This window comes from Lacrimispora amygdalina, assembly GCF_900205965.1.
Taxonomy (GTDB): Bacteria; Bacillota; Clostridia; order Lachnospirales; family Lachnospiraceae; genus Lacrimispora; species Lacrimispora amygdalina_A.
In genome coordinates this window covers 1-21,420 of the sequence record NZ_OAOF01000003.1, presented here as the reverse complement: position 1 = coordinate 21,420, position 21,420 = coordinate 1, and the positions used below count along the sequence as shown (strand labels likewise).

The following is a 21,420-nucleotide window of genomic DNA, read 5'->3' as shown; positions in this document are numbered from 1 at the left end:
TTACAGTTCCTTTGATAATGCCTCTAAAATCTGCTTTAAAAGTTCTTTTGCGTCCCCATTCTGACCGGCAGATGCCGAAATCTGAGTACCAGGACACAACTCCTTCTTTGCATTTTCCAGATATTCATCGGCCTTTCTCACCCCATATCCCACTTTCCGGATATAGATGAAATTCATAGGGGAAACATTATCCGATGTAATACCGGCTCCGGCTGTGATACTCCCCAGTGTCATGGCAGGGAATAAATTGGTTGTCATACCCATGCTGCCTAATGTTGCAGGAGTATTGACAAGCACTCTTCCAACCGGTTTTTTCAAAGCGAACTGCCGGATTACTTCCTCGTCTCTGGAATGGATTACCAAAGTGTGTCCATGGCTTTCATTTACCAGTAGATTCATACATTTCTCACAGGCATGCATCCAGTCGTTTTCGATGTAGTAAGCAAGTACGGGACAAAGAAGCTCTTTTGCAAATGGGTTCCTGTCAGATATATATCTCTGCTGGGAAACCAGAACGCTTGTATTCTCCGGCACGGTAAAGCCTGCACGTCTGGCAAGCTCTGACGCCGGTCTTCCCATAATCTCCGTATCTGCATTTCCATGTTCTAAGTTGAGAAGAACAATTAACTGCTTCTCTTCTTCCCCGTTCATGAAATAAGCACCGTTTTCCAACATTTCCGCTTTTACTTCTGCAGCAATTAAGCTGTCCACTACCACATACTGTTCTGCCGCAGAAACGATTCCATAATCAAAGGTACGGCTTACGATAATATCTTCAACCGCCTGTTTTATATCAGCTGTCCGCTCTATAAATACAGGGCCGTTTCCGGTGCCTCCGTAAATATAGGGTTTTCCGCTTTGTGCTGCCTCACGGTTTAATTCCGGCACTCCGGTATTCACCACCATGGCTGCTGCCGGGTGATGAATCAGTTCCAAAGCTCCTGCTCTCGTTACCGTCTTTAGATATCCAATAGCTCCTTCCGGAAGTCCATAGCGAAGACCGGCTTCTTTCATACAGTCAAGGAGCCTGCCTGTGACCTTCACCGCCCGCTCATGTGGAGCAATGACGATTGGATTGCCGGACTTCACTGCAATCAGTACATTGTAAATAGCAGTGGATACCGGACTTACGGAAGGGGTAAGGGCAGCGATGACACCAACCGGGACACCTACGTCCATAGTTCTATGTACCGGGTCTTCCTTCAGAATGCCCACGCATTTCATGTCTTTTAAGTGCATCGGCACATAATCACAGACAAAGGTATCTTTCACAAGCTTATCCTTGGCACGTCCGTAGCCAGTTTCCTCTGCGGACATAACCGCCAGCTCTTTAGCCAGTTCCTTTGCTGCTTTCGCAAGACCCTCGACGATCTGATCAAGCTTTTCCTGGGGGAAGGTCAGCATGGTCTTACCGGCGTCTCTTGCGCTTTCCATTAAAATCCTTGCCTCCTGTATGGAGAGAAGGTCTTTATCTACAAAACTCATTTCTTTGTTCTCCCTTCAACCGGGATACGTTCTATTCCTGCTCCGGCGCAGCGATTGCATATCTCCTGATGATCTTCTCAAGATCCGGATGAGGTCTTGGGATTACAACACAGCTGTAAATCTCAGCGCCCATATCGCTTACTGCTTTCACTCCTGCATCAACTGCAGTCTTACAGGCTCCTACATCTCCGCGTACCAGAACGGAAATATATCCGGAAGCAACGTTCTCATAACCAATCAGTTCCACATCTGCTGCTTTGCACATAGCATCAGCTGCTTCTAATGCGAATACCAAACCAAATGTTTCAATTGAGCCGATGGCTTCATATCTCTCCATATACTGTTTTCCTCTCTTTACGCGTCAATATCATGCACTGATACAATGTCGCCGACTTCTTTGATCGGTCTTGGCATTACATTATGTGCAGTCAGTTTACCGATAGCTGCTGCTGCCTCTGCGCCTGCATCTACCGCGGAACGCACTGCTGCCACATCACCCTTTACCATAATGGTTACCAGGGTGGAGCCTACGTTTTCATAGGAAATCAATTCAACATCTGCTGCTTTGAGCATCTTATCTGCTGCTTCCAGAGCCGGAGTTAATCCAATGGTTTCTACCAGCCCTAACGCCTCATCTCCGTAATATCTCACCTTCGTAAACCTCCTGAAATTTATTTATGATTACGGTATTTCTTATCAACGTATTTGTCTACGGTTGCCTTGCCGTCCTCGTTAATGGAATAACGCATACGCAGTTCACCCTTCTCATCTAAGTCATAGCTTTCTAAGTTAACAAGTCCGTTAGCCTCTAATGACATTACGTGGTCCATATAACGATCTTTTGTAAACTGACGCTCTGTACCGTACTGGGACTTTAAAGCCCCCATAATCTGAGCGATGTCAGCACTTTCTACTCCGTATAAATAATTTAAAACCGCTGTTCTTGCAGGTAATAACATCTTTTTATTCCCCTTTCCTGAATAAATCCAGTGGATTCATGGTAACCACAATCGCACCTAACACGATTACGATAGAACCGATTACAATCGTAGGGGTAACTGCCTGTCCCAGAAACAGGATACAGAAGAAAACGCCCCAGAACGCATATGTTACATTTAAGGACATACCAATCGCACAGCCAACCGTGGAGTTGCTCTTATACCAGCAAAGGAAGGATACTGCTGCGCTTAAGCCGGATACTGCCAGCCAGACTGCAGGAATTCCTGCAAATAAGGTTCCGCCTAAGAGTCCCATTCCTCCAACGATCGGAAGAATTACGAACAGGTCTACAATACCGGAGATGAGCTGACGTAAGTTTACAGCCACATCAGTGTCGATCATGGCTCCGCCGTAGGTAGAGAATACACCTTCCAGTGCCCAGCAGATTGCTGCAACAAAGGAGAAGATAATTCCCAGAGTAAAGTTGTCACTGCCTTCCGGCTTGGTCCAGTTGATGATGATGGCACCAGCCACACATACAAGCATACCGACCATAACTCTTTTTGTTATTTTCTGTTTTAAGAAGATCCAGGCAAAAATAGCACCAAATAAGCTGCATAATGCGGAGATCGGGATTGCGTACGCTCCTGCCATGGCAAGACCAACCAGATAGGCGCCGTTTGCAATCGGTCCTCCGAGAATAGATCCGATTACAATCATTTTTCCAGGGAATGTGTTAAGACTTCTGCCCATCTCACGGAGACGGCCGCTTTTTGCATTGTAAGCAGTCAGCCAGATTCCTGCGAAAAGGTCATTTAAGCCGGATAAAACATAGGGTCCTGCTAAAAGACCTGCAGCACTGGCAAGAGGCTCATAGTAACCGGCTACCAGTACAAGAACTGTATAAATTCCGTATGTAAGTCCGGATAATGCACCTGTTGTCATTCCAGTTGTCCTGAATTTTTTGTTAATAGCTGCCATTTTTACATCCGCAGATGCTGATGTCATTCCTTGGTTACCCATTACTTAATCTCCTTTTTATCCTTTGGAAGAATTGTCTCAACTTCTGCGTGAGGACGTGGAATCACGTGTACAGATACCAGTTCGCCAACTCTCTGTGCTGCTGCTGCGCCTGCATCAGTCGCTGCCTTTACTGCTCCGACATCGCCTCTTACCATAACGGTAACAAGACCTCCGCCTACAAATTCTTTTCCAACAAGTGTTACATTTGCTGCCTTTACCATGGCGTCCGCAGCTTCAATTGAACCGATTAAACCTTTTGTTTCGATCATTCCTAATGCATCATATTTCATTTGTTACTTCCTCCTTTTTATTCAGCAATTCAAATGGGTCAACGGATACTAAAACAGCTCCGATCATAATGATAATAGAACCAATAATAATGGTAGGAGTCACTGGCTGTTTGATAAACAGGATACAAAACAGCACGCCCCAGAACGCGTAGGTTATATTTAAAGACATTCCCATGGCGCAGCCCACTGTGCTGTTTGATTTGTACCAGCAAAGGTAGGAGATGGCTGCACAGAGTCCGGAAACAATCAACCATGCTACCGGAGGCATGGACAACATCGTGCCCTTTAATAACCCCATTCCGCCTGCCAGAGGCAAAATAACAAACAGATCCACCACTCCTGACAGAAGCTGACGGATATTGATCACAATATCGCTGTCCAGCATGGCACTTCCGTAGGCTGCTAAAACGCCTTCCAAAGCCCAGCCGATGGCCGCTACAAAAGCACATATAATTCCAAGTGTGAAATTTGTGCTTCCTTCTGGTCTTACCCAGTTAATTACAATCGCTCCGATTACGCAGATCACCATACCTGTCCCCACCCTGAGAACAATTTTCTGTTTCAGGAAGATCCTTGCAAAAATTGCTCCAAACAGGATGTACATGGCTGATATAGGGATCGCATATGCTCCCGCCATGGCAAGACCCATTAAGTAAGCACCGCTGGCGATCGGACCTCCGATCAAAGATCCAAGCACAATGATTTTTCCCGGGAACAGCTTTAAGCTTCTGCCGATTTCCCGGATTCTTCCGGTCTTTATGTTATAAGCAGTAAGCCAAAGACCGGCAAAAAAATCATTTAAGCCTGAGGTTACATATGGAGCAGCAAACAAACCCACTGCTCCGGCAAGTGGTTTGTAATATCCGGCTATCAGTACAAAGGTTGTATATAACCCATACGTAATGCCGGATATCAAACCGGTTGTGATGCCAATTCTTTTAAATTTTTTACGCGCTTCCGTCATTTAAGTTTCCTTCCCCATCTGAATAGTGCACAAAATTTAAGTTTCCCTGTTTCATTTTCTTTCTTTCACGTTCAGCTGAAAACGTTTAGAAAATGCATGTCACCTGTTAATGTTACTAATTTTCTACTGGCTGCCTGCATTTTTCTATGCATTTAGTATAGGACTTCCCCCTATGGGGAATGTCAACCTGTTTTTTAATATTTTTTCTCTAATGCTCCGCACAAAAAAAAGGCTCCCCTGAAACAGTAAATTTACTCATTCCTGTTTCAAAAGAGCCCTGCTTTTCATGATCCTTAATCCCGGAAAATGGGAACAATGACTTCCGTCACGAATTCTTGCGGATTCCTGGTTGTCCAGTAATCCACCACATAACGCTCAAAGCATTCCTTACCGCACTGGTATCCCCGTTTGGCTGCCCAGTTTATAATCCGTTCATATTCCTCATCAATGGTCTCATGTCTTCCAATGTGATAAACCGAAGCGGCCATGACGCCGCCATAGGTCTGGCGGTTTAAGCATTCCTTGCATGGATGAATAGCCTTTTGCATAATGGTTGCCGTCTTGCATCTGCCTGCCATCTTATCTTCAAAGGAATCAAACTTTAAGATTACCGGTCCTGTAATCTCATTCTCAGCGTTCTCTAAGTGATTGGTCCATTCAATGTTTATGATGGACTCCATATAATTGTAATCGAAGCGCTGTGTCAGACTGCAAAAGGTGGTCTCCTGAAGGAATTTCACAGATACCTCATGTACGTTGTTCTGGAGCACCATTTTTGCTTCCTGAATCAGCTCATACCAGTCCTTGACAGCTACGTAGCTGTTGTGTATCTGCTGCTCCTGAAGACAGAGCTGACCAATCTTGTTGCGGAAATTCTGTTCCAGATAATAATAGGTATTGCCTTCAACAAGCCCCTGCATCTCTTCCAGCTTAAATCCCATCTGTTTGTAATATTTAACCACAGGAACCGTCATAAGCGTTTCTTTGTTATAGTAGCGGTAACTGTTCTCCTTGCAGATCATATCAGGCGATATGATCCCGATCTTGTCGTAGAAACGCAAGGCCTTTGTTGAAATGTTGCAGATCTTACTCACTTCCCCTATTGAGTATAGTTTCTTTTCTTCCATGTAAACCCCCATAAGCACTGGTCATTGACTATGTGTTCCCTGTTCATCTACTCATTTTATCGTTCGTATTCTGCCTGTACAACCAGTATAATCCTTCCCGTATAGGGGAATGTCAATACCCACTTACTTCTTATTTCTTCGCAAAAAAAGACCACAGGCACCTCCTGTTTAAGGATTGGCCTGTGGTCTTATGAGTCCTTTATTTAACCTGTTCTACCATTTGCAGAATGTCCTTCTTGGATTTCACTCCCACAGAAGTTGCAGCCAGCTTTCCGCCTTTGAAAATTCCAACTGTAGGAATGCTCATAACCTTAAACTGTCCGGCAAGGTCCGGCTCATTATCCACATCAACCTTTCCTATCTTTAAACCGGAATGATTCTCAGAAGCAATCTCATCAAGAACCGGTGCAAACATCTTGCAGGGTCCGCACCAGGTTGCCCAGAAATCCACCAGTACCACGTCGTCTGTCTTTAAAACCTCTTCATCGAAATTCTGCTTTGTTAATGTTACGATTGACATATATAGCTCCTCCTTTATTCTATCGCTTATTTCAGGAAAATTGCCTTCTTCCATTAGTCTTATCATTATTTCACGGATTATGCTCCGCAAGTAGCGTTTGTTTATTACTGTTATTATAAAAGTTACAGTTGCTTTTGTCAATAGAATTTATAAATTTATTTCGCTTCTATTCCAAGAAAATTTATCAATTCCAGGAATTTCTCCTTTAATTCTGATAGACTTACGGTTGCTTCCCCTTGTGTAGAGAGCTTTTCATGATCCAGAACTCCTGCGGGAATTCTTCCGCCTTCATAACCGCCGCTGAGTTTCACCTTCAGGCTTAAGTTCTTCTTATTATAACCGATGTTTAATTCCTTTATCTGAAGGGACCTTTTTTCTTTGCTGCTATTATCAAAATACACCGTTGTATCGAAATTGATTTCTCTATCCGGTCCGGTTACATGACCGGATAAAAGTACCCCCTGATTCTCCACCCGTTGAAACCCGGCATAAGCCAGTTCCGGTATAATGACTTGTGATATGGAAAGGTCTTTGCGTATAGAAATAAGTATTTCCTGGGTATCCCCTTCCGTTTTTCGTTCTTCCAAAAATTTTGCCCAGCTTTTCAGTTCCTCTCCAGGACCCTCTTCAAAGAGCGCTCCTGTCTCTTGTAATACTGAATCAAACTGATCAGCTGGAACCAGTGCCCGTATGGCAGCACCGTTTTCATCTCTTTCGGTAAACTCCACCCTGCTTTTTTTAATCATATCCCTGATATGATCCATCAGTATCCCAAATTTATTTCCGAAATTTTCATTTTGCTGTGGAAGAGGGGATACCCCCAGCTGAGCTTTAACATCTGTCTGGGTTGTTTTCACTAGTGCTGCTGAAATCTGGGGCACCCGGATCACCACCTGATCGGCATCAGCCCAATATTGTGCACCTTCCTGTACGGCACCAAGGAAATAGACATCAAATTTTCCCTGTGCAAATGTATTCTTTAAATCTCTCTGTTTGGTAAGCGAAATCCCAAGACCTCCGGGCAGCACCAGTACCGGCTTTCCATTGACGAGTGCTTCGTCTGCAACCAGCTTAAAGGAGTCTTCGTAAGCATCTCCCTCGCCCTTTTCACTTCCCCAGAGTTCTTTTAGGATTCCCTGCGTCTGCAGGGCTGAACGGCCAAGATAAAATCTGGCATAATATATAGGGATATAATGCCAGCCAGCAGCAGCAAGTACTATGACGGCCACTACGGCTGCAGCTGCCCAGACAGGAATTCGTTTCTTACATGATTCCAGTCTGGCTGAGTTTTTCTTCAAAAAATTCATTCAGTTCAAGCACCTTCTTCCTCAATACGATTCCAACCAGCAGGGAGAGTGAAATGTACACCAACAGCGTTAATCTCAGTGCAATCAGCGTTGTTGCAACCGGATTAAAAAATATATGCTTAAAATCACCTGTGAATATTCTGACTATGTTTTTTACATGTTGAACCATGACTGCCTCCTTTGTAGTAGATTCTTTCACTTATAAAGCGGAGTAGCTATGTATTATAATATTTTATTGCAATAAATGCAATGACATATTCTGTTAAGAATACACATGATTATTATGAACTGGAATTCCAATATTATTAAAACAGAAAAAACGGACTTCCTTAAGGGAAATCCGAATCTTTACTTAATTATAATAAGGTGGTCTTTCAGTCTGGCTTTTTTGTTATGTATAATGCAATAGTATCCATTATTTTTATCTGATTCCCAGCCTTCATAACAGCTTCCCTGATTCCATCGTAAAACCTGGATTTATAGGGTTCCTTTAACGTGATGTGCTCCACCTGGGTTCCAGCCAGGTAATCAACGTATTCATCTGCACTTAAAACTCTTTCTTTTTTCCACTCCTGATAATTCAAATCAGTAAATCCATAGTTGAGAACATGTTCGTAGTCTAATCTGCATGTATACTTTGTTTCCACATGAAAATGCTTTCTATATACTTCCTGTATCTGCTTGACGAGCAGAGTGACTTACTGATTTTCCCCTGGCTTTGTATCATAATCCCCAAATATGAGAATTAAAGTATACGATTAACAGGGTATTGCAAAATCACTTCGCTCAGGTGATCAGGCAATACCCTTTTTTTAACTATTACTTCACGATTCAATTAAAACAACCTTAACCTCCTGTTCCCCCAATACCTTATAATGAAAGTTTCCGTTCCCCCCTTCCACATAAAGCCTGATCACATCCCCTTCCCGTACTGCTTTTACGTTCATTACAATTTTTCCTTCTAAGTCGGTAACCGAAGTCTCACCTACTCCTCCATCCTCAAATACGGACAGCCAGAACGAAACCCCGTCACAATAATCGTAATCCGTCCGGTTATCGCAGCTGCCGACCGCCAATACGCTGTTTTGTCTTACAAGAACCGGCAGACCGTAATAATCAAAGGTCTCCTTCCTCCAGCTTCCTCCTGACATCACTTCTCCATTCAGCAAATTCACCCATCTGCCATCCGGTACATAATATTCCACCTCACCGGATTCATTGAAAACCGGTGCCACCAGAAGGCTGTCTCCTAACATATACTGTCTGTCAAGAACCTCACAGGCCCGGTCTCCCGGGAATTCCATAAACATAGGTCGTATAACAGGAATGCCGTTCTCATGGGCTTTTACTGCCTGCCTGAATAAATAAGGCATAAGGCTGCATTTCAGCTTTACAAATTTCCGGAGAACCTCACAGGCCTCCTCATCGAACAGCCATGGAACCCGGTAAGAAGAGGAACCGTGAAGCCGGCTGTGAGAGCTTAAGAGTCCAAACTGACACCAGCGTTTGTACACATCAGCAGTTGCAGTACTCTCAAATCCACCAATATCATGGCTCCAGAACCCATACCCGGAACATGCCAGGGAAAGGCCGCTCCGAAGCGTCTCAGCCATAGACGGATAGGAAGCAGAACAGTCGCCTCCCCAGTGTACCGGAAACTTCTGGCTGCCTGCTGCAGCGGAGCGGGCAAATAAGACGGCCTCCCCTTTTCCCCGCTCCCTTTCAAGCAGTTCAAAAACAGCCTTATTATATAAATAAGTATAATAATTGTGCATTCTCACCGGATCAGAGCCATCGTGATAAGCTATATCTTTCACAGGGATCCTCTCTCCGAAATCCGTCTTAAAACAGTCCACACCCATATCCAGAAGCAGTTTCAGCTTTTCCTGATACCAGGCTGCTGCCTCCGGATTGGTGAAATCAACCACTCCCATACCAGCCTGCCACATATCGGTCTGCCAGACAGCCCCTTTTTTCTTTCTGATTAAATATCCGTTTTCCTTTGCTTCCTGAAACAGAGTCGACTTCTGTGCTATATACGGATTGATCCACACACAGATTTTAAGCCCTTTTTCATGATAGCGTCTCAGCATCCCCACAGGATCCGGAAATGTTTTGGCATCCCAGGTAAAATTGCACCACTCATACGCCTCCATCCAGAAGCAGTCAAAATGAAAAACCTGCAGAGGAATATCCCGCCTGGCCATTCCATCAATAAAACCGGAGGTGGTATCTTCATCATACTCTGTTGTAAACGAAGTTGTCAGCCAGAGACCAAAGGACCATGCAGGCGGTAGAGACGGTTTCCCGGTTAACTCCGTATATTTTTTTATGGTACCTTTTGGTGTATGTCCATTGATAATGTAATAATCCAGCCGTTCTCCCTCTAAAGAAAACTGGACACGTTCTACCTTTTCGCTGCCAATCTCATAGGATACGTCTCCCGGATCAGCAACCAAAACCCCATATCCCTTATTCGTCATATAGAACGGGATATTTTTATAGGCAATCTCGCTGGCAGTCCCACCGTCCTCATTCCACATCTCCACAACCTGACCATTCTTTACAAACGGAGTAAAGCGTTCACCCAAGCCATAAACATATTCCCCTACATCAAGTGCAAGCTGCTCGACCATATAGCATTTTCCATTGTCCCGGTATTTCATATATGCCATATTTTTAAAACCGGTGCCTGTAAGCTCCCTGTCCCCATCATAGAAGCGGATTCCCCAGGATTCAGGCCGTTTGTCAATAACCGCCCTGGTATTGCCTGACTGGTAGGCGATTTCATTCTCTGATTCAACAATAGTCACCTTTGGACTGCATTCTGCAATCGCAGGAAAGGGACCAGCATCAGCAAGCCCTTCAAAATGGGAAACGGAAACCTTCAGCACATCTTCCATTGGACTGGTAATACGGATTGTCAGCATCCCTAAGTTTAAAATGTCTCCTCTGCTTTTAATATGTCTGCCCGGAGCATAAACCGTCAGCTCTCCGTCCTTAATCCGGCTGTCTGCATATTCTACCGCATAGAGAGGTATCATTTCCTCTCTTACATTCCAAAAACCACTGGTAAATTTCATCTCTGCTCTCCTTACCTGAATGGTTCAGATCTCATCTTCCTGAACCTCTATGCACTGTCTTAACCGTATATCTGAAACTGAACTTCCCACACAAATCTCATATTCATCATCAGGTACAATGAAACTCTTTAATTCTTCATTATAATAGGAAAAATCCCTTTGGGTTAAACAAAAAGACAGAGTCTTACTTTCCCCAGGCTCCAGTTCCGTTTTATCAAATGCCCGCAGTTCCATAAGAGGCCGCTTTACGGTTTTCCCTGCAGCCCTGACATAAACCTGAACCGTTTCAAGACCCGCCCGTGTCCCGCAGTTACGTACATCCACCTTTACGAAAACATTCAGACCGGCTTTCTCAACTCTCAGATTCTCATATTGATACTCCGTATATGATAATCCGTGACCGAAGGGGTATCGTACCTTAATACCTTCCGATTCAAAATAACGGTATCCCACAAAGACATCTTCTTTGTAAACCACCGTTTCACCTCCCGGAAACTCTCCCAGCTTATGAGCCGGGCAATCTTCAAGGCGGACCGGAAAAGTAAACGGCAGCTTTCCGGATGGATTTACGCTTCCCAGAAGGACTCTGGCAAGCGCCCGTCCTCCCTCCATACCATTGTAGCTGGTATATACAATGGCTTTCGTCCGGTCTGCAAAGGCCTCTAAATTCACCGGCGATCCAGCCGCTACTGCAACAACAGCGTTATCATTAGCATTCAGAACTGCAGTAATTAGTTTCTCCTGCCCCTCAGGAAGCTTCATATCCTTTCGGTCCTGCCCTTCCACATCATATTCATGGTTCAGACCGCAGATTACTATCACATCTTCACATTCTGCAGCCAGAGCTGCGGCCCGGGTTATCCCCTCAGCCCCTGCTCCTGGTTCATATTCCACCTTAATATTTCCCCCTGCTTCCATCTTAAGCCCCATGAGAGGAGATATCTCATATAATGCTTTGATTCCCGCGCTTCCGCCTCCGGGTGCATGAAGTGCGTCTGCAAGTTCTCCAATTACCGCCAGGCGTTTCTTTTCTTTCAGAATTATGGGAAGTCTGTTTTCTTCGTTTTTCAGAAGAACTACAGCTTCCTCGCCGCAGGACCGTATCGCTTCCCGGTGTTCAGAAGCATTGTATACGCCTGGATTCCTGGTTTTCTTTCTGTCTCCAAGCATGGACAGACGGTCCATCAGGTTTAAGATATTCCTGATCTTCTCATCAATAACCGCCTCATCCACTTCTTTTTCCAATACCTTGCTGCGAAGCGGTTCTGCCATATAATAATGGTCAAAATCATTGGTAACAGACATTTCGATATCAAGACCGCCTAAAGCCGCCTTAAGTGTATTATGAACAGCGCCCCAGTCCGATATCACTACTCCGTCAAACTTCCATTCCATGCGGAGGATATCCCATAAAAGGTAACGGTTGTGGCAGCAGAATTCTCCCCGTAATTGATTATAGGCCCCCATTATGGTTTGGGCTTTTCCGTCCAATACAGCCGCTTCAAAGCCAGGGAGATAAATTTCCCGCAGCGCCCGTTCGCTGACCTTTACGTTTACCGAAAGACGGTTTGTCTCCTGATTATTAACCGCAAAATGCTTCACACAGGCTGCAATATCATTTTCCTGAATTCCTTTGATCAGCGGAACTGCCATTTGGGCGGTAAGACAGGGATCTTCACTCATGTATTCAAAATTGCGTCCGCAAAGCGGTGTGCGGATTATATTAATTCCCGGAGCGAGAATTACGTCCTTCCCTCTCCCCCTTGCCTCAGCCCCCAGTACACGCCCCATCTGTTTCGCCTGTCTGGGGTTCCATGTACATGCGAGAGCGGTATTGGAGGGTAAGTAGGAAACAAAATCATCGCTGTTTCCCTTTGGCTCCCAGTTATCATCTAAAAGCTCCCTCCTCACTCCCATAGGTCCATCAGACATCCACAGGGGTGGAATATCAAGACGTTCTACTCCGCCCGTATGAAAAATCCCAGTTCCGTGTATCATTCCGATCTTTTCATCCAGTGTCAGTTCGTTTACCAGTTCCTCAATTTCATGCCTTTCCATGGAAACCTCCTGTTGTTTATCCCTTGACCGAACCGGCGGAAACTCCGCCCACAATATACTTCTGACCTATAACAAATACCACCAGTACCGGTGCCAGAGTTAATATAATGTCTGCAGCAACCAGATTCCAGGAATTCTCAAATGCTCCGAAAAAGCTGTATACTGCCAGAGTCATGGGCCATTTCCGGGAATTGTTCAGATAATACAGCGGCATGGTAAAATCGTTCCACACCGTCATAAACTCTAATACGAATACCGTAGACATAATCGGTTTTATAAGAGGTACAATCACCCTTATAAAAAGCTGGCGTGGACTGCACCCGTCAATCACCGCTGCTTCATCAATCTCCCTGGGTATTGTCGCAATAAATCCAAAGGAAAGAAAAAGACTTAAAGGAATATTAATTGCTGCATATAAAAGAATAATTCCGACCCGTGTATTCACCAGATGAAAAACCTGTAATACCTTCATCAGCGCCACGTTGTTAATTGGTACTGCTATTCCTGAAATAATAAAATAATACAAAAACCGGTTGATCCCCTTTTGATTTCTGGATATCACAAATGCGGCAGCTGAAACCAGAATGACAATTAATACTACGCTGCAGGAAGCATAAAGAATTCCATTAAGAAATGAAGAAAACAGCTTTCCCTTTTCCACCACTGTAATGTAATTTTCAAACACCCATTCTTTCGGCAGAGAAAGGGTCATACGGTTAGCCTCCGCGGAGGTCTTAAAGGAATTGATTAATAAGACTGCCAGCGGAAGTAAAACAATCAGACTGATAAAAATGGTAACCAGATTTCCGGCTAAGGAAACAATGCTTCTCTTTCTCATACCTCCACCTCCTTGTTTTCCATCGACCAGATAATAAAATAAAGGAGAGATAAAACCACTAAGAATAAGATACTTGACAGCGTGGTTCCCATGGCCAGATTGCCTTTGGAAAATTCTTTATATACTGCCGTATTAATCACTCCGGTGGCATTGCCCGGTCCGCCGTTTGTCAGGGAATAGATCATGTCAAAGACTCGCAGACCATACGTGACATTTAAAACCGTTATATTTACAAGAACTGGTTTTAAAAGCGGAAGGGTGATACGGGTAAACTTTTGAAAGAAGCTGGCACCGTCGATGCTGGCAGCTTCGTAGTATTCCGGGGCTACAGAAAGCAGCCCCGCAATGATAATCACCATAATATATCCCATACCCTTCCAGGTATCGACTAAAATCACAGTTGGAAAAACAAGTTTTAAGTCAGTCAGCCAGTTATTTGCCAGTCCTGCAAGACCGATTCCTCTCAGGAAATTATTTAAAAAGCCTGTGTTTGGGTGAAGCATGCTCCGGAAAACCAGACCTACCACAAGATAGGACATAACCTGAGGCGAAAATATAATCATGCGGTGGACATTTTTACCCCAGATAAAAGACCTGGTTAATAACAGGGCCAGAGCCAGCCCCACAATCGTTTTCAGAACCGTTGTGGCTGCTGTAAATAACAGGGTATTAAATATGTATTTCAAATATTCCGATTTTCCCTGAAAAATTGCTTTATAATTTGCCAGCCCCACAAAATGTATCTCACTGCTGAAATTATTCCAGTCTGTAAAGGAATATGCGATTCCAAGCACGCCCGGCAGAAAGCACAGGAGAAAGAAGAGAATGGCCGCACCGGCAGCATAATACCACGGGTATATTTTTTTTCTGTTCATTTACATCGTTCCTTTATTTTATCCAGCCCGGATCTTTTTGCAGAGTCGCCTGCTCCGTCCGCCGCTTCATAATTGAGTCCAGTACATCCTTCGGGTTCATCGCGCCTGTATACATGGATTCCAGATCCTTACCTACGTCCATCCACTGGCTGTCAATATAATTCACAGAGGTCTGGACTACATTGGCCTTTTGAAGGGAATCCAGGAATTTCTGATCCTCTTCAGAATATTTGCTCTTAATCTCAGACCAGCATAAGTTGCTTAGCTCCGGCTGTCCGTCAAGACGTTTCTGTAAGTTTTCCGGTCTGGAAAGGAATTCAAAAAATTGCTTTGCCTCTTCCACATACTTACTGTCCTTGTTAATGAAATAAGCATTGCTTGCAGGATTGACTCCAATGATCTGGTTATCTCCCCACGGCATCACAAACGCCCCTAATTTTTCATTGGCTTTAAAATCCGGATAATCCGCTTCAATCTCACCCCGGTAGCCTAATTCCGCGATTGTCATGGCACATCTGCCCGAAGCCATTGCCTCTTTTCCGTTTTCCCATGCATTGCTTAAATAATCGTCACCGAAATAACCTGCTCTGGCACATTCATCTAGCTGCTCAATAATCGTCAGAAGGGAAGGAATCTGATCCAGATCAATCTTGTTATCATTTAACTTCTGGTAGATATCCGGGTCCTGGGCCAGCCACAATCCGCCTGTCTCAAACAGCGGAAGCACCTGATGCCATCCATTGGTGGTCGCTTCATAAATTGGTGTTGTCCCGGAATCCTTGATTTTCTGGCAGACTTCTTTGAATTCTGCATAGGTGGAAGGGACCTTCAGTCCTAACTGATTGAAAATGTCTTTATTATAGAGATAAAAATACATCTTTGCTCCAGGAAATGTAATGCCGTATACCTTTTTGTCAACAGAAACTGCAGACCGTGCGCTTTTATCCATCCGGTCCACCCAGCTCTGATCTGACAGCTCTGCACAGTATTGATCCATATGAGTGCTGGAAGCAAGGTCGATGGGCGTATCCGCGCATATAATATCCGGTGCTTCTCCCGACTCCAGCTTCACCTTAATTAAATCTCTCCATTGTGCATCCGGAGAAATCTGAAAATCAATCTTAATTCCCGTTTCTCCTTCAAACTCTTTGGCAAGTTCCTGAACAATACCGGAAGTAGGAAGACCACTTTGATGACTGCCAAATGTCAGTGTTACATTCTTTTTTGTACCACCGCTCTCATTACTATTCCCGCTGCTGGCTCCCGTATTGCAGCCCGCCGTTAATCCTGCCGCAAGTATCACCGCCAAAGTCAGGCTGATCATTTTCTTTCCACTCTTTTTCATGACATTCTCCTTTATTCTTCTCACCGAGAGATTCGTTATTTCTTCCATATAAGTAGCTGGAACAAATAATGTTTTGTTATAAATTCATAATACCACAAGCGAGACTGGGTCAAAATAGACAATTACGAACTACCATTTGCATTTTTTTGAACTACATTGTATAATGTTGTTCAAAAAGGGAGGTGCTTTTCGATCAAAAAGTCAGAACAGTATTCCCAAAAATGGTATCTCTTTATTATATATAGTCTTTTTATCCTGGTACTACTGGCTATTTTCTTTATTTTCACTTATACTCATTATCGCAAAAATGCCTTAAAGGATGCCTCTAAGGATCTTGAGAATATGTGCGCTTCGGTGGAAAGCTCGGTCAGAACCCAGCTTGACAGCCTCTCGTCCATCTCCATGAACATTGTTTATTCCAATGCCATAAAAATGAATTTCAGGGAGTTCTCCACCTCTTATCAGCGTAACGGAACAGCACCTGTTAATCAGGCAGATTCCAGAGAAAAGGCGATGGCAATCCATGATATCGTCACAGCCATGATCGGAGCCTATCAGAGTGCCTCTGAAATTAACTTATATACAATGGACGGTTCCTGCGTGGAAGCCGGTTACTGGCTTAAAACTACTTCTGTGAATTTAGAACACCTCCCCTGGTATTCCCAGACCCTTGCATTAAACGGTCATAAATACATAACGGCTCCGATTGTGAACCGGCAGCTCTCGGCAAAAGGCGAAAATCAGAAATCCCAGAAATTCATATCCCTGGTACGTCTCTTTCTGGAACCGGACGGCACGCCGGAAGGGATTGTTGAAGTGGTACAGGACTGCGACCGGATATTCTCCTTATGCTCCCAGCTTGAAAGCCAGAATCCGGACAGCTGGGTCTTTATTTATAATTCCAGAAAGGAACTTGTCTATCCTTATCAGTCGGATTCCTCGTATCCCAATTACTATGCCATGATCACTCAGGCTTCATCAAAAGACGATAAAGCCGGCATCTTAAATACAGGAAGCAGCGGCAAATATCTCTATGCTGACCAGACGATTGAGGGCTATGACTGGACTGTGATCTTAATCAAACCAAAATCAGCATTTAACCGATCACTGTCCTTTTTCAGAACAACGTTTTTCCTGATCGGAGCATTTTCCATTCTGGTAACCCTCTTCATCTGCTTTTTTATATCCAAGCGTCTCACGGTACCTTTGGAAAAGCTTACGGCAGCGACAGGTAAAATCACCATCAGCCGTGTACTTGACGAAAAAAAGGTGAACTTAACCTCTGCTGACAGCAGCATTAAAGAACTTTCCCTGCTGTGTGAATCCATTCGCAGCATGTACGAAAAGCTGCGTTCCACTTCGCAGGAAGTCTTATTGTCCAGGTCCGAGGAAACAAGGGCCAAATTTCAGGCCGCCCAGTCACTCATCAACCCTCATTTTCTTTATAACTGCCTGACCAATATATCGGTGATGGCGGAAGAAGAGATGAATGAGGATATCGTACGGATGTGCCAGTACCTTTGTGACTACTTCCGATATATTTCTTCCTCCAGAGAGATGATTGTCCCACTTAAGGAGGAGATCTTTTATACGGAGTGCTATTTAAACTGTATGCAGATGCGCTTTCATGAAGGTTTTTCCTATACCCTGGACATTGCAAAGGAAACGGAGCAATTCTACATACCAAAACTCATTATTCAGCCAATTGTGGAAAATGCGTTTAAATACGGATTTCAGATTTCTCCGCCATGGCAGCTTTCCATCTCTTCCTATGCGGATCATGAACGGTGGTATTTAAAGGTTGAGGATAATGGAGGGCTCTTAAGTGAAGAAAAGAAAAACGAACTGTTAAGACTCTATGAAAACCTGGATATGGATAAAGAATGGAATTCACTGCAGATCGGCAACATGGGACTTAAAAATGTCTGCCTGCGTTTAAGGCTGCTGTATGGAGCGGAAGCAGTATTCCAGATTGACTGCTCCAATTCAAACAAAACCAGTTTTATTCTGGGCGGACCTGTCTATCAGTCAAGGGAGGAATATTATGAGCACCATCCAGAGCTATAGTTATCTGGCAGCGGAAGATGAAAGCCTGATTCGAAAAAACCTGATCAAAAAAATCACTTCGTTGAATCTGCCTCTTAGGCTGGCGGGTGAAGCTGCAAATGGACTGGAGGCAATTGAATTAACAGAGGCAACCTGCCCGGATCTCATTATCACTGATATACGGATGCCACAGTGTGACGGGATTGAGCTGGCAGGATATTTAAAGAAGAATCATCCTGGTGTTAAGATTATTATAATCAGCGGTTATGATGATTTTTCATATGCCCAGTCTGCCATCCGCTATGGAGTCGTAGATTATTTATTAAAACCGGTTACAGTGGAGAATCTGTTTGAATCACTTCAGAAGCTGCTGATTACCATGAAGTCTGAAACAGATGTCCTGGAATCCTACTGTACGGATCATGACAGACTGAGCCAGGAATCTATTTGCAGACTCATGGAGAAATATCTTCAGGAGAATTATAAGAATGAAGTTTTTTTCCAGGAAATCAGTGAGAAGCTGGGATTTACACCGGAATATCTCGGGAAGATATTTAAGAAGAGTACAGGAGAAACTCCTTCCAAGTATCTGACAAGAATTCGAATCAATGAAGCCAAACGGCTGTTGCTCCATAACCCGGGTTTGGAGATCCAGAAGGTAGGGGAATTATCCGGATATCCGGACAGCGCTTATTTCAGCAGGGTTTTTAAATCTTATGTGGGTATTCAGCCAAGCGAATACCGGAATAGAACTTAATTAATTGCTTTTACTAAAATGGTCACCGCCTATCCTGTTGCCGTATGGTAGGCTATTTTTTCAACTTATGCCCATTGAAGCGGAGCAGGCTGTTTATGTAATCAGCAATGCCAAGATAAATGTTGCAAACAAAAGCACAGTGCATAAATGTTCGGCTCTACAGATTCATAGTTATTCAACCTGATTATAGGAATAGTGCTTATTTCAGGTCTTTATTATGGGGTGACGAATGACTGTCTTCCATTTTGCGGGCTGCACTTTACGGGTATCTGAAAGATAAATTTCATGGTGTAAACGGATATCTGACATATCATTTATATAACCATTTTCATGCAGATACTCATCCATAACAGCAACGGTAGCCGGTTCCTCATCAAATGGGCCCATGTGCATGATTTGTACACATAGCCCCTCGTCTACTGTCAGGAACTCTGCCAACGAGCAATCAAGCTTTTTCTTTCTGCCCGCTTCTGCCACTGCCCAGTCAAAATCCTCTTTTGTTACAAAGTCCGGCAGACGGATAACGGAAATCCAATTGAATGTGTCCTTATTTGAGTAGTCCACACCTGTGACATGATCCTGCCACCAGAAGCCTTCCAGCGGAGGAACTACATATTCAAAAAAACCTTCTATTTTATGCGTACCCTTATAACTCATTTTAATAGTATAAGCAACCGCATATAAAATGTTCAATGCTTTCTGATATGCTCCGCCTTCCTGATTTGGATCCCCTTTGCCTCTCACTGCGATATAATTTGTAACTGGAACAGTTATTATCTGCGGTGTGTTTTTTGGCATATAAAATTCTTTATATTCTTTCTTAAAATCAAAAGCCATATTTTTACCTCCAGTTTCTAATTGTTATCAAGGTCTAGTATAAAACCTTACATCGTGTGAGAGTCAATCACTTATTTTATCAAGTCTTTTATCTCATCTAAACTAATAACCTGCGCATAGCGGTTATTCCATATTTTATTTTCATAATATTCTGCCAGGTCCCTCCCGCTCGCAAAAGCATTATCAAATGTGGTCGTGGTTGACTGCGGTATGGTTACCTCATATTCATATTCAAAAGCCACTTTACAGGTGACATCGAGACAGTACTCCGTCTGCATTCCACATAGAATAATTTTCTTTATACCTTTTTCCTGCAGGTACTCATGTAAACCGGTCTTTCTAAATGCACTGTTATAATGTTTTTCAAATATTTTTTCATCCGGGAGCGGAGCGATGTCTTTGTAAATCGTCCAGCCGACGCTGCCTTGCTCCAGCTCGTCTCCCATTCCACCGTCGTGCTGGACGTAGATAACAGGGATACCTTTTTTTCTGCAGGAATCCAATAATACCTTTATATTCTCTATCACTGTCACTCTGTTATAAGGTTCAGCTTCTACCAAAGCAGTCTGCATGTCAACAATTATTAACGCATCGTAACTCATTATAAATCCTCCCTAGACAAACTAATACCTTTTATACTATTTCCAGTATTTTAAAACCATTCATAAGAAAATGCAACATAAAAAATAAAGTCCTATAACTTGAACCGATCCCCATAAGCGAAGCCTATTTCAACTTATGGGATGTTGCAGTTCAAGATACAAGACTTTTATAATACTAAGTTAATTTCAAATATGCAGAACATGAATATCAGGCTCCCGTCCATGCTCCATCATTTCCTACCCTATACCCATCCGGAGTCGTTGTATTCGTATCCATGGCACCATCATCACCGCAATAATACCACTTATTTTTCCAATTAACCCAGCCAGTCACCATGTAACCAGCTTCATTGAAATAATACCAGCTTCCATTAATATATTTCCAGTTGCTGACCATATACGTATTATCAGTTCGATACTTCCAGCCTTTATCATCCTTTATCCATTTGCCACTGCGGCTGTCCCCAGGACCTGACAGCGTATCCGCAGATCCACCGGAACTAATCTTTTCAGCATCTTTCAGATTTACATGCCAGGATTCTGATTTTTTCCAGCTGCCCTTAAGTGACGAATCCGTTATAGCACGGACTTTATAGGTATAAGAACCAGATTTGGTAATAAAACTGGAAAAATCATAGCTTGTTTCTTCCGTTTTAAACACTGACGTTACGGATTGGCTGCCACGGTAAAGCTGTACCTCATACTTATCTGCATCACCCGCTGCGTTCCATCTGGCTATCCCATTCATCTCATCCCATTCCAGATCACTTAAAGCTAAGTCACGCACATCAAGGTCATATTTATAAAAGACATCTAATGCGATATATGCGGTTAAATCCCAACCATTTGACTGACAACTTACTAACGTTCCACTAGCTCCACTGATGGATAAATGCTTTTTTATAGTCCCTTCAGAAAATGTATTGTTATCATCAGCTTTCAGCCGAACTTTCAGAATGTGTGCATCATCATCAGTCCAATTGATATCCGACCCACGAATTACATCGACATCATCTACATGGTACATATTGGAGTCCGTGGTGACACCGACTTCTACATCGTTCCCATCTTGTTGCAAACCAATATTAATTTTTACCTCCTGGATTGTGTCGGAAGAAGCCATAGACGTAAACGGTACGGCTATCATACAAAAGCACGCCCCTAATAAAGTAATAATTTTTTTGCGCAAATACATATCATTTCCCCCTAGTATAATAATGATGCAGTCAAGAATGACTACTCAGTTAACAAGTTTCTTATCAGATAACAGAAGAAGGGGTTCTTCCTTCATCAAATGTTATCCATTCATAATTATCATGTCTGA

Annotated in this window: 22 protein-coding genes; 2 read left to right on the top strand and 20 right to left on the bottom strand. The window is 43.5% G+C overall.

The genetic code is table 11. From position 1 onward, the window contains the following. The 17 genes from CRO04_RS04930 to CRO04_RS04850 all read right to left on the bottom strand — a co-directional run bounded on the left by CRO04_RS04930 (nt 1) and on the right by CRO04_RS04850 (nt 15,854). Nucleotides 1–1,485, bottom strand: a complete 1,485-nt coding sequence (locus CRO04_RS04930; RefSeq protein WP_097003128.1) for an aldehyde dehydrogenase family protein — start codon at nt 1,483–1,485, stop codon at nt 1–3. Nucleotides 1,486–1,516: 31 nt separating this feature from the next. Beyond that, a complete protein-coding gene (locus tag CRO04_RS04925) occupies nt 1,517–1,822 on the bottom strand; it encodes a BMC domain-containing protein (protein ID WP_097003127.1) in 306 nt (101 codons plus the stop codon). A 17-nt stretch (nt 1,823–1,839) separates the two neighbouring features. Then, nucleotides 1,840–2,136, bottom strand: coding sequence for a BMC domain-containing protein (locus CRO04_RS04920; protein WP_097003126.1), 297 nt, complete (start codon nt 2,134–2,136; stop codon nt 1,840–1,842). 20 nt (nt 2,137–2,156) lie between these two features. Beyond that, nucleotides 2,157–2,444: a hypothetical protein gene (locus tag CRO04_RS04915; RefSeq protein ID WP_097003125.1), complete on the bottom strand. Its 288-nt coding sequence runs from the start codon at nt 2,442–2,444 to the stop codon at nt 2,157–2,159. A gap of 4 nt (nt 2,445–2,448) precedes the next feature. Further along, nucleotides 2,449–3,447 (bottom strand): DMT family transporter, encoded by a 999-nt coding sequence (locus CRO04_RS04910; RefSeq protein ID WP_097003124.1) that lies wholly within the window; start codon nt 3,445–3,447, stop codon nt 2,449–2,451. Next, a complete protein-coding gene (eutM, locus tag CRO04_RS04905; RefSeq protein WP_097003123.1) occupies nt 3,447–3,737 on the bottom strand; it encodes an ethanolamine utilization microcompartment protein EutM in 291 nt (96 codons plus the stop codon). The genes CRO04_RS04910 and eutM overlap by 1 nt, the downstream gene beginning before the upstream one ends. Continuing rightward, nucleotides 3,727–4,701, bottom strand: coding sequence for a DMT family transporter (locus CRO04_RS04900; RefSeq protein ID WP_097003122.1), 975 nt, complete (start codon nt 4,699–4,701; stop codon nt 3,727–3,729). The genes eutM and CRO04_RS04900 overlap by 11 nt, the downstream gene beginning before the upstream one ends. A gap of 293 nt (nt 4,702–4,994) precedes the next feature. Then, the gene (locus tag CRO04_RS04895) at nt 4,995–5,828 is read right to left on the bottom strand and encodes a MerR family transcriptional regulator (RefSeq protein ID WP_097003121.1); all 834 of its coding nucleotides are present in this window, start codon (nt 5,826–5,828) and stop codon (nt 4,995–4,997) included. A 199-nt stretch (nt 5,829–6,027) separates the two neighbouring features. Continuing rightward, the gene (gene trxA / locus CRO04_RS04890; protein ID WP_097003120.1) at nt 6,028–6,348 is read right to left on the bottom strand and encodes a thioredoxin; all 321 of its coding nucleotides are present in this window, start codon (nt 6,346–6,348) and stop codon (nt 6,028–6,030) included. Between the two features lie 155 nt (nt 6,349–6,503). Continuing rightward, the gene (locus tag CRO04_RS04885; protein ID WP_097003119.1) at nt 6,504–7,655 is read right to left on the bottom strand and encodes a hypothetical protein; all 1,152 of its coding nucleotides are present in this window, start codon (nt 7,653–7,655) and stop codon (nt 6,504–6,506) included. Further along, nucleotides 7,612–7,824 (bottom strand): hypothetical protein, encoded by a 213-nt coding sequence (locus CRO04_RS04880; protein WP_097003118.1) that lies wholly within the window; start codon nt 7,822–7,824, stop codon nt 7,612–7,614. The genes CRO04_RS04885 and CRO04_RS04880 overlap by 44 nt, the downstream gene beginning before the upstream one ends. A gap of 205 nt (nt 7,825–8,029) precedes the next feature. Continuing rightward, a complete protein-coding gene (locus CRO04_RS04875) occupies nt 8,030–8,302 on the bottom strand; it encodes a hypothetical protein (protein ID WP_097003117.1) in 273 nt (90 codons plus the stop codon). A gap of 177 nt (nt 8,303–8,479) precedes the next feature. Continuing rightward, nucleotides 8,480–10,738, bottom strand: coding sequence for an alpha-xylosidase (yicI, locus tag CRO04_RS04870; RefSeq protein WP_097003116.1), 2,259 nt, complete (start codon nt 10,736–10,738; stop codon nt 8,480–8,482). 24 nt (nt 10,739–10,762) lie between these two features. Beyond that, nucleotides 10,763–12,796, bottom strand: coding sequence for a beta-glucosidase family protein (locus CRO04_RS04865; protein WP_097003115.1), 2,034 nt, complete (start codon nt 12,794–12,796; stop codon nt 10,763–10,765). Nucleotides 12,797–12,812: 16 nt separating this feature from the next. Beyond that, a complete protein-coding gene (locus tag CRO04_RS04860) occupies nt 12,813–13,634 on the bottom strand; it encodes a carbohydrate ABC transporter permease (protein ID WP_097003114.1) in 822 nt (273 codons plus the stop codon). Beyond that, nucleotides 13,631–14,509, bottom strand: coding sequence for a carbohydrate ABC transporter permease (locus CRO04_RS04855; protein ID WP_097003113.1), 879 nt, complete (start codon nt 14,507–14,509; stop codon nt 13,631–13,633). The genes CRO04_RS04860 and CRO04_RS04855 overlap by 4 nt, the downstream gene beginning before the upstream one ends. 13 nt (nt 14,510–14,522) lie before the next feature. Continuing rightward, complete coding sequence (locus CRO04_RS04850; protein ID WP_097003112.1) at nt 14,523–15,854, bottom strand: ABC transporter substrate-binding protein; 1,332 nt, start codon at nt 15,852–15,854, stop codon at nt 14,523–14,525. A 342-nt stretch (nt 15,855–16,196) separates the two neighbouring features. Here CRO04_RS04850 and CRO04_RS04845 point away from each other — a divergent pair, with 342 nt between their 5' ends. Further along, nucleotides 16,197–17,921, top strand: a complete 1,725-nt coding sequence (locus CRO04_RS04845; protein ID WP_242974346.1) for a sensor histidine kinase — start codon at nt 16,197–16,199, stop codon at nt 17,919–17,921. After that, complete coding sequence (locus CRO04_RS04840; protein ID WP_097003111.1) at nt 17,899–18,657, top strand: response regulator transcription factor; 759 nt, start codon at nt 17,899–17,901, stop codon at nt 18,655–18,657. Before CRO04_RS04845 ends, CRO04_RS04840 begins: the two co-directional genes overlap by 23 nt. Nucleotides 18,658–18,861: 204 nt before the next feature. On the opposite strand, the gene CRO04_RS04835 is transcribed toward CRO04_RS04840, so the two are convergent. The 3 genes from CRO04_RS04835 to CRO04_RS04825 all read right to left on the bottom strand — a co-directional run bounded on the left by CRO04_RS04835 (nt 18,862) and on the right by CRO04_RS04825 (nt 21,291). Then, a complete protein-coding gene (locus CRO04_RS04835) occupies nt 18,862–19,494 on the bottom strand; it encodes a GyrI-like domain-containing protein (protein ID WP_097003110.1) in 633 nt (210 codons plus the stop codon). A 71-nt stretch (nt 19,495–19,565) separates the two neighbouring features. Then, complete coding sequence (locus CRO04_RS04830; RefSeq protein WP_097003109.1) at nt 19,566–20,096, bottom strand: cysteine hydrolase family protein; 531 nt, start codon at nt 20,094–20,096, stop codon at nt 19,566–19,568. 208 nt (nt 20,097–20,304) lie between these two features. Beyond that, nucleotides 20,305–21,291, bottom strand: coding sequence for a hypothetical protein (locus tag CRO04_RS04825; RefSeq protein WP_097003108.1), 987 nt, complete (start codon nt 21,289–21,291; stop codon nt 20,305–20,307). Nucleotides 21,292–21,420: the final 129 nt, after the last annotated feature.